We start from the raw sequence: 14446 nt of genomic DNA, 5'->3' as shown, positions 1-14446 counted from the left end.
GGTCCCAACATTATCAGAACTTTCGGACCGGACTGACCGGCCATCTGTTTCCGATTTCATCGGGAAGAGGCTTCTTCGAAATCAAGATTTTCCAGAAGCAGACAGACACTCACTACTGCCGAGCGGGCCGAACCCAGCTCCAGGCAACTGTTCGAATCTACCTCCCCACACGGTCCGTGTCAACGGCTCCTGTGGGGCGAAGGAGACAGTAGCAGCTCAGTACGGTCCCCCGCACATCAAGCAGCAGTCGGGACCGTGGCGCTGCGTTCGGCCGCCTCGACGTCACCCGTGTCACCCGCGCGCGCCGCTCGTCCGCCGAGGACGAAGACGTAGGCCAGGAAGGCCGACTCGGCGCCGACCCCTATGGCTATACGGGCCCACGTGGGCAGGCCCGAGGGCGTGACGAAGCCTTCTATGGCGCCGGAGACGAACAGGACCAGGGCGAGACCTATGGCCATGCCGACCGCGGCTCGGCCCTCCTCCGCCAGTGCGGTGCGTCGGGAACGGGGGCCAGGGTCGATCAGGGTCCAGCCGAGACGCAGACCTGTGCCGGCGGCGACGAAGACCGCGGTGAGTTCGAGGAGGCCGTGCGGGAGTACGAGGCCGAGAAAGGTGTCGAGGCGGCCGACGGACGACATCAGGCCGGCGCCGATGCCGAGGTTGAGCATGTTCTGGAAGAGGATCCACAGGACCGGGAGTCCGAGGAAGATCCCCAGGACCAGGCACATGGCGGCTGCCTGGGCGTTGTTCGTCCAGACCTGGGCGGCGAAGGAGGCCGCGGGGTGGCTGGAGTAGTACGTCTCGTACTGGCCGCCGGGGCGGGTGAGCTCGCGCAGCTCGCTGGGGGCCGCGATGGAGGACTGCACCTCGGGGTGGGTGCCGATCCACCAGCCCAGGAGGGCGGCGACGACGGTGGACAGCAGCGCGGTGGGCACCCACCAGTGGCGCGAGCGGTAGACGGCGGCGGGGAAGCCGTGTGCGAGGAAACGGGTGACATCACGCCAGGAGGCGCGGCGGGTTCCGGTGACGGCACTACGCGCGCGTGCCACGAGTTGGCTGAGCCGTCCGGTGAGCTGTGGGTCGGGTGCGCTGGACTGGATCAGGGAGAGATGAGTGGCGGTGCGCTGGTAGAGCGCGACGAGTTCGTCCGTCTCGACGCCGTTGAGGCGGCGCTGGCGCCGGAGCAGGGCGTCGAGGCGGTCCCACTCGGCTCGGTGGGCGGTGACGAAGACGTCGAGGTCCATCGGTCTGCCTGCTCCTCGGCTGATCGTCTGCGGTCCGTCGTTGATGTCAGCTTGTCGTACTGCGGCGCGATGCGTCCTCAGCTTGGCAGACTGGCTGTTCACGAGGCAGGTCAGGGGAAGGACGGCGGACGTGAGTGAGCTGGTGACGGGCGAGGCGGTGGCGCTTGAGTTGCGCCCTGCGAGGCTGCCCAGCAGGGCGTTGGCCGTGCTGCTCGACCTGATCGTGGTCATGGCCGTGTACATCGCCGTGACCGTCGCGGTGGTGGCCGCTTCCGCGTCGCTCGACGACGCGGCCCAGGTGGCGCTGTCGATCGCCTTGTTCCTGCTCGTCCTGGTGGGCGGGCCGATCGCGGTGGAGACGCTCAGCCATGGGCGGTCGCTGGGGAAGCTGGCCGTGGGACTTCGCGTGGTGCGGGACGACGGCGGGCCCATCCGGTTCCGGCATGCGCTGGTGCGGGGTGCGATCGGCGTGGTCGAGATTCTGCTGACGTTCGGGGTCGTGGCCTGTATCGCCTCGCTGGTCTCGGCGCGAGGCCGTCGGCTCGGGGACGTGTTCGCGGGGACGCTGGTCGTGCGGGAGCGGATTCCCGTGGCGCCCAGCGGATTCGTGCCGCCGCCTCCGCCCTGGCTGGCCGGCCGGTTCTCCGAACTCGATCTGTCCGCGGTCCCCGATGGCCTGTGGCTTGCCATTCGTCAGTACCTGACGCGGATGCACCAACTCGATCCTCAGGTCGGCTCGGCCATGGCGGAGCGGCTGGCGGCCGATCTCGCGACGCGTACGGGCGCTCCGGCACCGCGGGATGTACCACCGGGCGCGTATCTGGCGGCGGTGGTGCAGGAGCGGCAGGCCCGCGAGTCCCGGCGGGCCTTCGGTGGCGTCACCACGGGGGCCGTGCCGTCTCCCGCGGTCGTGCCTGGTCCTGGGGCAGGTGTGCAGGGCGGTCCCGCCTACCCGGGGGTGCGGCCCACTGCTCCGCCCTCTCCTCGCCCTTTGTCCGAGGAGTCCTCCGACGGACCCCGGCCGCCTTCCGCGCGGCCGGAGGACAGGCCGGCCTCCGGGTTCGTGCCGCCGGCGTGATCCCGCCCGTGCCCGCGGGTCCGCTGGTGTCGGGGGCTGGAGCTGGCATCGGCTGAGGTCGGTTCAGTCGAGCGGTGCGGCAGGGAACGCCGACGGCGGTGATTCGAGGTCTTCCAGCTCGATCCCGGGGGCCGCGAGGACCACGTCCCCGGCGAGGTGCACGGTGTGCTGCTCGCCGGTGTCCAGCGCTGTGACCTGGTATTCCTCCACGGTCAGCGGGCCGTTGTCAGTGGCGTGTGCTTCTCTTTTCAGCAAGGTCCAGGACTGGTCCACGGTGCGTGGGGCGAGCACGGGATCAGTGAAGGCCAGGAGGCGTACGCGAGTTGCTGATGCGGAGGGGGTGAGGCGCAGGAGACGGGTGGTGGCGACGAGGAACGCGGGGGATGTGCCGGTGAAGGCGTGGGCGGGGACATTGCCTTCCGTGGCGTGGGCCCCGGTGGGGTCCGTGCGGACCCAGGTGACGCCGTCGAGCGCGGCGCCTCGTACCTGCCAGCTCCCGGCGTGCAGTTCGAGGCGGATGGGGCGGCCGAGTTCGTCGAGGGTGAGGTCGACCGAGCCGCTGTGATCGCCCGCGGGGGTGGTCAGTTGAGAGACGTAGCGCCAGCCGGACGGGCCGGGGGCGCACTGGAAGCGTTCTTCCGCGAGGGGGGTGTGATCGTGCGGATCGTGGAGCGAATAACGGCCGCGGGGCATGGGGGTCCTGGGTTCTGACGGGCTGTCCGGCCTGGCGGTCACCCGGCGAGGGAGCAGGGCGAAGAAGGTTCACAAGGCCGAAGGGGCAGGCCCCCGACACGGGGGTGCGGGGGCCTGCCTCTGAGGGACTGCTGCTGTGCCGTACGGCTCAGTAGCGGTAGTGGTCCGACTTGTACGGGCCGTCGACGTCGACGCCGATGTACGACGCCTGCTCCGGGCGCAGCTGGGTCAGCTTGACGCCGAGCGCGTCCAGGTGGAGGCGGGCGACCTTCTCGTCGAGGTGCTTGGGCAGCACGTAGACGTCGGTCGGGTACTCGTCGGGCTTGGTGAACAGCTCGATCTGGGCCAGGGTCTGGTCCGCGAAGGAGTTGGACATCACGAACGACGGGTGACCGGTGGCGTTGCCCAGGTTCAGCAGGCGGCCCTCGGACAGGATGATGATCACCTTGCCGTCGGGGAAGGTCCAGGTGTGGACCTGCGGCTTGACCTCGTCCTTGACGATGCCGGGGATCTGGGCGAGGCCGGCCATGTCGATCTCGTTGTCGAAGTGACCGATGTTGCCGACGATCGCCTGGTGCTTCATCTTGGCCATGTCCGAGGCCATGATGATGTCCTTGTTGCCCGTCGTGGTGACGAAGATGTCGGCCTTGTCGACGACCTCGTCCAGCGTCGTGACCTGGTAGCCGTCCATCGCCGCCTGCAGGGCGCAGATCGGGTCGATCTCGGTGACGATGACGCGGGCGCCCTGGCCGCGCAGCGACTCCGCGCAGCCCTTGCCCACGTCGCCGTAGCCGCAGACGACCGCGGTCTTGCCGCCGATGAGGACGTCGGTGGCGCGGTTGATGCCGTCGATCAGGGAGTGGCGGCAGCCGTACTTGTTGTCGAACTTCGACTTGGTGACGGCGTCGTTCACGTTGATCGCCGGGAACAGCAGGCTGCCGTCACGGTGCATCTCGTACAGACGGTGGACGCCGGTCGTGGTCTCCTCCGTCACGCCACGGATCTCCGAGGCGAGCTGGGTCCACTTCTGGGAGCCGTCGGTGATGGTGCGGTTGAGGAGTTCGAGGACGACGCGGTGCTCGTCGTTCTCGGCGGTGTCGACGGAGGGGACCTTGCCGGCCTTCTCGTACTCGACGCCCTTGTGGACGAGGAGGGTGGCGTCACCGCCGTCGTCCAGGATCATGTTCGGGCCGCCGGTGGGGGTGTTCGGCCAGGTCAGAGCCTGCTCGGTGCACCACCAGTACTCCTCCAGGGTCTCGCCCTTCCAGGCGAAGACCGGGACGCCCTGGGGGTTGTCCACGGTGCCGTTCGGGCCGACGGCGATGGCGGCGGCCGCGTGGTCCTGGGTGGAGAAGATGTTGCAGGACGCCCAGCGGACCTCGGCGCCCAGGGCGACGAGGGTCTCGATGAGGACGGCCGTCTGCACGGTCATGTGCAGGGAGCCGGTGACGCGGGCGCCGGCAAGCGGCTGCGCCTCGGCGTACTCCTTGCGGATCGCCATCAGGCCGGGCATCTCGTGCTCGGCGAGAGTGATCTCCTTGCGGCCGAAGGCGGCCAGGGAGAGGTCGGCGACCTTGAAGTCCTGTCGGTTTTCGACAGTCGTCATTCGAGCTGCTCCTCGGGGTTGGGGCGAGGTGGGTACGGCTGGTCTGCGCGGCGGCGGACACAGGGGTGCCCGAAGAGGACACAGGCATGCCCGGTGCGCGCAGCGCAGTCCGTCGGAGGCCCTCTCTCCCTCGGTCGGTCCGCGGTGGGACCGCCCGACCGCCATCAGCAGCGACGTCTGGCTCCGTCCCAAGCTACACCGGTCGGCGGGGGCACCCCAGTCCGCCTCCGCATACATCAGGCCGATCATGGGCGACCGTCCGGAATGTCGGCAGGTTGCCGTCGACCGTCCTGCCAGGGTGCCCCGACGACGGCGACAACAGGCCTGCGAACTGCCGAACGGCCGGCAACGGACCAGGTCATCCGGGGACTTTTGCTCCTGCGGCGGCCTGGGCAGGTGAGGGGGGATGTGAAGCGATCGGAACATCTGATCGATCTTGCGGGGCGTCCGGGACGGCGTTTCCGTGTGACAAAGGCGTTAGGAGATCGACGTGACCAGTCCGGCCGGACCTCCCCCCACGGGCGGCGGCAGTGAGCAGCAGCGGGTGAGGCTGCTGGCGGTGACCGCGTGCCCGACCGGCATCGCGCACACGTACATGGCCGCGGAGAAGCTCGCGCAGGCAGCCGCGAGCCGGGGCATCGACATGAAGGTGGAGACCCAGGGATCGATCGGGGCTGAAAACATCCTCGATGACAACGATGTCAGCATGGCGGACGGCATCATCGTCGCCGCGGACAAGGATGTGGACCTGAGCCGTTTCGTGGGCAAGCGGGTGCTGACCGTGGGCGTGGCGGAGGGGATCCGCCACCCCGAGCGGTTGATCGATCGGGTGCGGTCGGCGCCGGTGCACACGGCCGACGGCGGGGCCGCAGCGGCCGCGCCGGGCGACGGCGGCAAGCAGCGCAGCATGGGCTACAAGGCGCTGATGAACGGTGTCTCCTACATGATCCCGTTCGTGGTCGTCGGCGGTCTCCTGATCGCGGTCTCGCTCGCGCTCGGAGGCGACGCGACGGCCAAGGGCTATGTGATCCCCGAGGGCACCTTCTGGGCCGACGTCAATGAGATCGGTGTCATCGGCTTCCAGCTGATGATCCCGATCCTGTCCGGGTACATCGCCTACGCCATCGCCGACCGCCCCGCCCTGGTGCCCGGCATGATCGGTGGCTGGATCGCGAACACCGGTTCGCTGTACGACTCGGAGGCGGGCGCCGGGTTCATCGGGGCGATCGTGACCGGGTTCCTCGCCGGGTATCTGGTGCTGTGGATCAAGAAGGTAAGGGTCCCGAAGTTCGTACAGCCGATCATGCCGATCATCGTGATCCCGATCGTGGCGACCACGGCGCTCGGACTGTTCTTCATCTACGTCATCGGGAAACCGATCTCCTGGGTCTTCGAGCACCTCACCGACTGGCTCGGCGGGATGACCGGCACCAGCGCGATCCTGCTGGGCGCGATTCTGGGGCTCATGATCGCGTTCGACATGGGTGGGCCGGTCAACAAGACGGCGTTCCTGTTCGGGACGGGGCTGATCGCGACCGGCAACCAGACGGTCATGGGCATGTGCGCGGCCGCGATCCCGGTCATGCCGCTGGGCCAGGGCCTGGCCACGCTGATACGCAAGCGGCTCTACACCGAGCAGGAGCGGGAGACGGGGCTGGCGGCGCTGTTCATGGGCTGCTTCGGCATCTCCGAGGGCGCCATCCCCTTCGCGGCGGCGCGGCCCGCGCAGGTCATCCCGGCCAACATGCTCGGTGGGGCGGTGGCCGGTGCGGTCGCCGGGGTCGCCGGGGTCGAGGACGCGGTGCCGCACGGCGGGCCGATCGTGGCGGTGCTGGGCGCGGTGAGCGGGGTGCCGATGTTCTTCGTGGCCGTGCTGATCGGCACGGTGGTCACCGCGCTGACGACGGTCACGCTGGTCGACATCGGTGAGCGGAGGCGCAAGGGTGAGGCGCCGACGCCTGGACGGGGTGTGACCGAGCCGGGTGCGGCCGGCCCACTCGAACCCGCGCTGGTCGGCGCCGGCGCCGGTGCGACGGCGGGAGGAGCCGTCGGCGCGGTGGTGGCGCAGCGGATCGTCGCGTCGTCGAGCGCGTCCGCCACGGAAGCGGCACCGGCCGGGACGTCAGAAGCCGCGGGCCCCACCGACGGTGAGCTCCGGGACGCCCCCGACCGCGAGGTCCTCTCCGGCTACCTCACCGAACAGACCGTGAAGGTGATCCTCGACGCCCGGGACAAGGAGTCGGCCGTCCGGGAGATGGCGGAGCTGCTCGCCCGGACCGGCAAGGTGACGGACGTGGACGAGCTGGTCGCCACCGCCCTGCGGCGGGAGGCGCAGGGGACCACCGGGCTCGGGGAGGAGATCGCGATCCCGCACGCCAAGACGGATGCCGTGACCGCACCCGTCGTCGGGTTCGCGCGGTCCGCCGAAGGCGTCGAGTGGGGCTCGCTGGACGGTACGAAGGCCCGGCTGGTCTTCATGATCTCCGTACCGGAGGCGGCCGCGGGTGACGAGCACCTGCGCATCCTGGCCCTGTTGTCGCGGAAGCTGATGGACCCCGGGTTCCGGGAGCGGCTCGTCGCGGCACCGGACGAGCGGGCCGTGCTGGACGTGCTGAGCGAGATCGGGTGAGCGAAGGGCCCGCGCCCCCGTGCGGGGACGCGGGCCCGTACGGCCGCTGTGGACCGGTGATCAGTGCTCGGCGGGGTGCTGCGCAGGTCCGCCGGGGGTCGCCTCGCGGTCGGGGCCCTTGAGGGCCTCGGCCTCGCTGTAGATGTCCGGTTCGAGGTAGATGACCCGGGCGATCGGGACGGCCTCGCGGATGCGGGACTCGGCTGCGTTGATCGCGGAGGCGACCTCGCCGGCCGTGTCGTCGTGCTGGACGGCGATCTTGGCGGCGACGAGCAGTTCCTCGGGGCCGAGGTGGAGCGTGCGCATGTGGATGATGCCGGTGACGGTGTGGCCGTCGACGATCGCGGCCTCGATCTTCTGGACCGCCTCGATGCCGGCGGCCTCGCCGAGCAGCAGGGACTTGGTCTCCACCGCCAGGACGAGGGCGATCAGGATGAGCAGGATGCCGATGCAGAGAGTGCCGATGCCGTCCCAGACACCGTCGCCGGTGAGCAGGGCCAGGCCGACGCCGCCCAGGGCGAGGACCAGGCCGACCAGGGCGCCGAAGTCCTCCAGGAGCACGACCGGGAGCTCGGGTGCCTTGGCCCGGCGCACGAACTCCTTCCAGGAGAGGTCGCCGCGCAGCGGGTTGGACTCCTTGATGGCCGTCCGGAACGAGAAGCCCTCGGCGATGATCGCGAAGACGAGGACCCCCACCGGCCAGTACCAGTGCTCGATCTCGTGCGGGTGCTTGATCTTCTCGTAGCCCTCGTAGACGGCGAACATGCCGCCGATCGAGAAGAGCACGATGGAGACGAGGAAGGCGTAGATGTAGCGCTCGCGGCCGTAGCCGAAGGGGTGTTGCGGGGTGGCCTCGCGCTGGGACTTCTTGCCGCCGAGCAGCAGCAGGAACTGGTTTCCGGAGTCGGCGAGCGAGTGCACGCCCTCGGCGAGCATCGACGACGAGCCGCTGAACGCGAACGCCACGAACTTGGATGCCGCGATCGCGAGGTTGGCGCCGAGTGCCGCCACGATCGCCCTGGTTCCGCCTGACGCGCTCATCTGGTCGCGTTGTCCCTTCGCCTCAAGTGCCTCTACGCCGTCCAGGCCTTTGCCCGTCCTTTGCCGGGGGCCCATTCTTGCAGCCTCACCCGGAACGGGCGTTTCAGCCGTCCACAGGGCCAGTCATACGATCACACGCCTCCGTCGCATACCTCAGTCGCACACCACGGTCGCCCGCCTCGGTCACACGATCACGGTCGCCCGGAAGACCGTGCCCGTACCGGACACCTCGGCCTTCTCCCCCGCCGGTACGAACACCGACCGGCCGGGGCTCAGTTCGTGTTCCCCGGCTACGACGGAACCTGCCGTGCAGAGCAGGATCTGCGGAGTCGGGCGGGTCAGGTCATGGAGGGCGGCACCCTCGGAAAGGACGTACCGGGACAGCCGGAACTCGTCGATGGGGGTCTCGTAGACCTCCTCCCCGTCGGGGGACGCCTCGGGGCGCAGCACGCCGGGGTCGGCGGCCTCGAAGCGGACGACGCGCAGGAGTTCGGGCACGTCGACGTGCTTGGGGGTCAGGCCGCAGCGCAGGACGTTGTCGGAGTTGGCCATGATCTCGACGCCCAGGCCGCTGAGGTACGCGTGCGGGATGCCCGCACCGAGGAACAGGGCCTCGCCGGGCTGGAGTCGGACGTGGTTGAGGAGCATCGCGGCGATGACTCCCGGGTCGCCCGGGTAGTGGTGGGCGATGTCGGCGTACGGGGCGTGCTCGCCGCCGAGGCGGGCGCAGGCGGCCGCGGCCTCGGTGACGGTGTGGGCCATCTCCGCGCGGTCGGCGGTCAGGACGGCCGTCAGGACCTCGCGCAGGGCCGCCTCCTCGGGGCGGGCGTGCAGGAGGTCGACGTACGGCTTGAGGGAGTCGACGCCCAGCGCGTCGAGCAGCTCGGCCGCGCGCGCGGGTTCGCGGAAGCCGCACAGGCCGTCGAACTCGGTGAGCGCGCAGATCAGTTCGGGCTTGTGGTTGGCGTCCTTGTAGTTGCGGTGGCCCGCGTCCACGGGGATGCCGCGGCGCTCCTCGTCGTCGTACCCCTCCTTCGCCTGGGCGAGGTCGGGGTGCACCTGGAGGGAGAGGGGGGCGCCCGCGGCGAGGAGCTTGAGCAGGAAGGGCAGGCGGGGGCCGAACCTGGCGACCGCCTCGGCGCCGAGCTCCTTCACCGGGTCCGCGTCGATGACCTCCACGAGGGTGCCCCGGCCGGTGCGGGAAGGAGCTCCCGGGTGGGCGCCCATCCACATCTCCGCCTGCGGTTCACCGGTCGGTTCGACACCGAGGAGCTCGGGGATGGCGGTGGTGGAACCCCAGGCGTAGGGGCGGACGGTGTTGTCGAGGCGGTCCATCAGGCTCTTTCTGTACGTACGGCGATCAGGGTGTCCTGAGCGATGTCAGGCCCCCGAGGCGAGCGCCAGGTAAACGGCGGCGAAATCCGTGACGGCGATCAGTTCCGCGAGGGTCTCGATCTCGCCGCCGGACTCCGGTTCCAGCTCGCTGATCGGCGTGTCGTGGCTCAGGGCCAGATCACGGGCGGCCGGGGCGGCGCTGAGACCGCCGATCGGGCGGTCGCGAAGGAGCACCACGCGTGCGTGCAGCGCGGGCGCTTCCTCGACGCGGTCGCGGAAGAAGTCGTCGGGGTCGGCGCTGGCGGCCAGTGGTCCGGCGAGCAAGGTGCTGTGCGCGGCGAGGGCCTCGGGCAGTTCGGAGACCACGGACGGGCGGCCGGAGAGTTCGGCGAGGGCCGCGGCGAAACGACGGCCCGCGGGGCCCGCGGAGGTGCCCTCGGTCCAGATCACCGGGAGCGCGTCGGCGAGTTCGGCGGCGAGGGTCTTGGCCGGGTTGCTGTAGGTCGCGATGGCGGGGCCGCAGCGCTCGGCGATGAGGTCGAGGCGGCCGGCGATCTTCTCGAGGGTGTCGGGCGGGGCCGTGAGCAGGCCGGTGCGGTCGAGGATCGCCAGAAGCGGGGTGAGCAGGGCCCACAGGACACCGGGGGCGGATGCGGTGAGGGGCGCGTTCTGCTCGTAGGGGGCGGTCGCCAGGGGCACGAACAGACCGTGGGCGCCCTCGACCGCTTCGAAGAGCGGGGTGTCGGCGGGGGCCACGGCCACGACGGTGCAGCCGCGGCGGTAGGCCTGGTCGGCGAGCAGGGACAGGCCCGGTTCGGTGCCGTCGGGGGTGGCGATCAGGAGCAGGTCGACCGAGCCGGCCCAGCCGGGAAGTTCCCAGCGCAGGGCGCCCGCGGCGGGGGCGACACCGGTGGGGGCGAGGCGGGTTACGGGGCTGCCGGCGCCGGCGAGGGTGCCCAGGAGGTCGGCCACGTGGGTGGCGGCGGCGCCGGGGCCCGCGATGAGCACCGCGCGCGGGCGGCCGTCGGGCTTGAGGTCGTTCACTCCGGCCTCGGCGGCGTGCCGGGCTGCCGTGCGGACGCGGGCACCGGACTCAGCGGCACCGCGCAGCAGGCCTCGGCGGTCGGCCTCCGAGAGTGCCTCGGGGGTGTCTAGCAGCGATTCGTCGAGCATGGGGCGGCAGCCTCCGATCGCCGGGTCTCCGGGACGCCGGATTGTCGCTTCGCCGGATCGTCGAGAGCCGGATTGTCGCTCCGCCGGGTCGTCGGTCGCGCGGGTCCGGGACTCCGGTGGTCGCTGTGGGTCGCTGTGTCGTTGTCGCTCGCGGCAGCGGGAGCGCTGTCCCGCCTGTGACGGCGGGGCGCCTACGCGGGGCGGCGGGCCTCGTCGACGAGGAGGACGGGGATGCCGTCGCGGACGGGGTATGCCAGGCCGCAGTCCTGACCGGTGCAGATCAGCTCGGTGTCCTGCTCCTTGAGGGGGGCGTGGCAGGCCGGGCAGGCGAGGATCTCCAGGAGGCCGGCTTCGAGCGGCATGGGGGTTCCCTTCGGGGCGTACGACAACTTGCGCGGATGTGCCTGGTCAGGGTACCGCCGGGGAGAGTTGGGTGCGGGGGTTGGGGCGAGGTGGGGGTGGAGGCGGGGCCGCTGCCGGGGTCAGCGCCCCCGCCGCCTCTTCTCCCAAGGCGCCGGATCGTGCCGTGCGGCCGGATCAGGCCCTGATGACCGCCAGTACCTCGTCCCGTATCTTCGCCATCGTCGCCTCGTCCCTGGCCTCCGCGTTCAGGCGCAGGAGGGGCTCGGTGTTGGACGGGCGGACGTTGAACCACCAGTCGGAGGTGGTGATCGTGAGGCCGTCGAGTTCGTCGAGGCGCACGCCCTCGCGGCCCTCGTAGGCCGCCCGGACGGCCGCCAGCCGGTCTGTCTGGTCGGCGACCGTGGAGTTGATCTCGCCGGAGCCGACGTAACGGTCGTACTGGGCCACCAGGGACGACAGCGGGCCTTCCTGGCCGCCCAGCGCGGCCAGGACGTGCAGGGCCGCCAGCATGCCCGTGTCGGCGTTCCAGAAGTCCTTGAAGTAGTAGTGCGCGGAGTGCTCGCCGCCGAAGATCGCGCCGGTTCTCGCCATCTCGGCCTTGATGAAGGAGTGGCCCACGCGTGTGCGTACCGGTGTGCCGCCGTTCTCCTCGACGACCTCCGGGACCGACCAGGACGTGATCAGGTTGTGGATGATCGTGCCCTTGCCACCGTGCCTGGCGAGCTCCCGGGCGGCCACCAGGGCGGTGACGGCGGACGGGGAGACCGGGTCGCCGTGCTCGTCGACGACGAAGCAGCGGTCGGCGTCGCCGTCGAAGGCGATGCCGAGGTCGGCCCCCTCCGCGCGGACCCGCTTCTGGAGGTCGACGATGTTGGCCGGGTCGAGCGGGTTGGCCTCGTGGTTCGGGAACGTGCCGTCCAGCTCGAAGTACATCGGGACGGTGTCCAGCGGCAGCCCGGCGAAGACGGTCGGGACGGTGTGGCCGCCCATGCCGTTGCCCGCGTCGACGACGACCTTGAGGGGACGGATGGCCGCCAGGTCGACGAGGGAGAGGAGGTGGGCCGCGTAGTCCTCCAGCGTGTCCCGCTGAGTGATCGTCCCTGTCGAGGGCGCCGCCTCGGGGCCGCCCGTCTCGCTCCACCGCTCGACCAGTTCGCGGATCTCGGCGAGGCCGGTGTCCTGGCCGACCGGGGCCGCGCCCGCCCGGCACATCTTGATGCCGTTGTACCGGGCCGGGTTGTGGGAGGCCGTGAACATCGCGCCCGGCAGGTTCAGCGCGCCGGAGGCGTAGTACAGCTGGTCCGTCGAGCACAGGCCGATCTCGGTGACGTCCACGCCGAGGGCGGCCGCCCCGCGCGCGAAGGCCCGCGACAGGGCGGGGGACGTGGGCCGCATGTCGTGACCCGTCACGATGGCGCCCGCCCCGGTCACCTGGACGAAGGCGGCGCCGAAGAGCTCGGCCAGCGTCTCGTCCCACTGGTCGGGAACGACTCCGCGCACGTCGTACGCCTTCACGAGCTGTGACAGATCAGCCACGGCCAACCCTTCTGAAAGTCCTGTCGGTCACCACAAACTACCCGCAGGCACTGACAGCGCGTAGTGCGGGAGCCGAGTGAACATCCGGCCGTCGTCAGAGGTCAGAGGGCATCGAGGGGGGTCAGGGCAGCATCCAGCCCAGCACCGGCGAGCTCTGCCCGACCACGATCAGGCACATCACCAGCAGCAGTCCGAGGCTCCAGGGCAGCACCTTGCGCAGCAGGTCCCCCTCGCGGCCCGCGAGCCCGACGGCCGCGCAGGCGATGGTGAGGTTCTGCGGCGAGATCATCTTGCCGAGGACCCCGCCCGAGCTGTTGGCGGCGGCCAGGAGCTCGGGTGACAGCCCGGACTCGCGTGCCGCGGTCACCTGCAGCGCCCCGAACAGCGCGTTGGCCGAGGTGTCCGAGCCGGAGACGGCCACCCCGAACCAGCCCAGGACCGGCGACAGGAAGGCCAGGCCGGCGCCCGCGGCGGCCACGAAATGACCGATGGTGGCGGCCTGTCCGGAGAGGTTCATGACGTACGCGAGTGCCAGCACGGAGGTCACGGTCAGGATCGCGAACCGCAACTCGTGCACGGTCGCCGCCCATTCGCGGACCGCCACGCGCGCGTGCACGCCGAGCACGAGGGCCGTGAGGATCCCCGCGAACAGGACGAGGGTGCCGCCGGTGGCGACGACCGGCCAGGTGAAGACGTTGCCGCCGACCGGATCCCCGTCGGGGTTCACGACGTCGAGGAAGGGCCAGTCGTACGTCTGGGTCGCCTGCGCGAGCCAGTCCTTGACGGCCGGGATCTGCGCGACGGAGAAGATCACGACGATCAGCGCGTACGGCGCGTAGGCGCGCAGGACTTCACCGCGCGGGTCGTTCTCGTCGAGATCCTCGCTGCGCGCGCCGGTCAGGACGGCCGCGCGGACCGGCTCCTCGGCGGGCCTGCGTGCCTGCGGTACGGCGACCAGGGCGCCCGCGCCGGCCAAGGCGGCGCCGATGTCGGCGAGTTGCGCGGAGACGTAGTTGGAGGCCGCGAACTGGGCGACGGCGAAGGCGACTCCGCAGGCCAGGGCGGGCACCCAGGTCTCGCGCAGGCCCCGTCGGCCGTCGACCAGGAAGACCAGCACCAGGGGCACCACAAGGGCCAGCAAGGGCGTCTGACGGCCCACCACGGACGCGACGTCGTCCAGCGGCAGCCCGGTGACCTGAGCCAGTGTCACGACCGGTGTGCCCATGGCGCCGAAGGCGACCGACGCGGTGTTGGCGACCAGCGCGACGACCGCCGCGCGCACCGGGTCGAAGCCGAGGGCGACGAGCATGACCGAGCAGATCGCGACCGGGGCACCGAACCCGGCGAGGGCCTCCAGGAGCGCGCCGAAGCAGAAGGCGACGACGAGGGCCTGGACGCGCGGGTCGTCGGAGAGCCGCCCGAAGGAGCGGCGCAGGATGTCGAAGTGCCGGGTGCGGACGGTCATCCGGTACACCCACAGGGCGTTGACGACGATCCACAGGATGGGGAAGAGGCCGAAGACGGCCCCCTGGGCGGCGCCGGAGAGGGTCTGGCCCAGCGGCATGCCGTAGGCGAGCCAGGCGACCAGAGCGGCCGCCAGGAGGCCCGCGAGGCCCGCCAGGTGCGCCTTCATGCGGACGCCGCCGAGCAGGACGAGGACGATCACCAGGGGAAGGGCCGCGACGAGGGCGGACAGCCCGAGCGAGTCGGCGACGGGTTCGAGTTCCTGGACGTACACGGGCGCCTCC

General features: G+C 70.8%; 11 protein-coding genes. 2 read left to right on the top strand and 9 right to left on the bottom strand.

The features are described from left to right. Nucleotides 1-236: 236 nt before the first annotated feature. The gene (locus AQI94_RS38615; protein WP_031045482.1) at nucleotides 237-1244 is read right to left on the bottom strand and encodes a stage II sporulation protein M; all 1008 of its coding nucleotides are present in this window, start codon (nucleotides 1242-1244) and stop codon (nucleotides 237-239) included. A 130-nt stretch (nucleotides 1245-1374) separates the two neighbouring features. Between AQI94_RS38615 and AQI94_RS38610 the strand changes: the two genes are divergently transcribed. Continuing rightward, a complete protein-coding gene (locus AQI94_RS38610; protein ID WP_031045486.1) occupies nucleotides 1375-2322 on the top strand; it encodes an RDD family protein in 948 nt (315 codons plus the stop codon). Between the two features lie 63 nt (nucleotides 2323-2385). On the opposite strand, the gene AQI94_RS38605 is transcribed toward AQI94_RS38610, so the two are convergent. Together AQI94_RS38605 and ahcY are read right to left on the bottom strand one after the other, a co-directional pair. After that, nucleotides 2386-3015: a hypothetical protein gene (locus tag AQI94_RS38605; protein ID WP_031045490.1), complete on the bottom strand. Its 630-nt coding sequence runs from the start codon at nucleotides 3013-3015 to the stop codon at nucleotides 2386-2388. 148 nt (nucleotides 3016-3163) lie between these two features. Then, the gene (gene ahcY, locus AQI94_RS38600) at nucleotides 3164-4621 is read right to left on the bottom strand and encodes an adenosylhomocysteinase (RefSeq protein ID WP_031045492.1); all 1458 of its coding nucleotides are present in this window, start codon (nucleotides 4619-4621) and stop codon (nucleotides 3164-3166) included. A gap of 490 nt (nucleotides 4622-5111) precedes the next feature. On the opposite strand from ahcY, the gene AQI94_RS38595 reads away from it, so the two are divergent. After that, on the top strand, nucleotides 5112-7250 hold the full coding sequence (locus AQI94_RS38595) for a fructose-specific PTS transporter subunit EIIC (RefSeq protein WP_031045495.1): 2139 nt from the start codon (nucleotides 5112-5114) through the stop codon (nucleotides 7248-7250). A 60-nt stretch (nucleotides 7251-7310) separates the two neighbouring features. Here AQI94_RS38595 and AQI94_RS38590 read toward each other — a convergent pair whose 3' ends face one another. From AQI94_RS38590 to AQI94_RS38570, 6 genes are all read right to left on the bottom strand, one after another. Next, nucleotides 7311-8291: a cation diffusion facilitator family transporter gene (locus AQI94_RS38590; protein ID WP_031045500.1), complete on the bottom strand. Its 981-nt coding sequence runs from the start codon at nucleotides 8289-8291 to the stop codon at nucleotides 7311-7313. 183 nt (nucleotides 8292-8474) lie between these two features. Further along, on the bottom strand, nucleotides 8475-9626 hold the full coding sequence (manA, locus tag AQI94_RS38585; protein ID WP_031045503.1) for a mannose-6-phosphate isomerase, class I: 1152 nt from the start codon (nucleotides 9624-9626) through the stop codon (nucleotides 8475-8477). Between the two features lie 45 nt (nucleotides 9627-9671). Continuing rightward, nucleotides 9672-10799, bottom strand: a complete 1128-nt coding sequence (locus AQI94_RS38580; RefSeq protein WP_031045507.1) for an SIS domain-containing protein — start codon at nucleotides 10797-10799, stop codon at nucleotides 9672-9674. A gap of 191 nt (nucleotides 10800-10990) precedes the next feature. After that, entirely contained in the window at nucleotides 10991-11161 is a 171-nt protein-coding gene (locus AQI94_RS43660) for a Trm112 family protein (protein ID WP_007382472.1), read from the bottom strand. Between the two features lie 175 nt (nucleotides 11162-11336). Continuing rightward, the gene (locus AQI94_RS38575) at nucleotides 11337-12704 is read right to left on the bottom strand and encodes a phosphomannomutase/phosphoglucomutase (RefSeq protein WP_031045510.1); all 1368 of its coding nucleotides are present in this window, start codon (nucleotides 12702-12704) and stop codon (nucleotides 11337-11339) included. 115 nt (nucleotides 12705-12819) lie between these two features. Further along, nucleotides 12820-14436: an L-lactate permease gene (locus AQI94_RS38570; RefSeq protein ID WP_031045513.1), complete on the bottom strand. Its 1617-nt coding sequence runs from the start codon at nucleotides 14434-14436 to the stop codon at nucleotides 12820-12822. Nucleotides 14437-14446 lie beyond the last annotated feature (10 nt).

Source organism: Streptomyces pseudovenezuelae (assembly GCF_001513955.1).
Lineage (GTDB): Bacteria > Actinomycetota > Actinomycetes > Streptomycetales > Streptomycetaceae > Streptomyces > Streptomyces pseudovenezuelae.
Note: the sequence above shows the minus strand (reverse complement) of the source record. Positions and strands in the feature narration are given on the sequence as shown.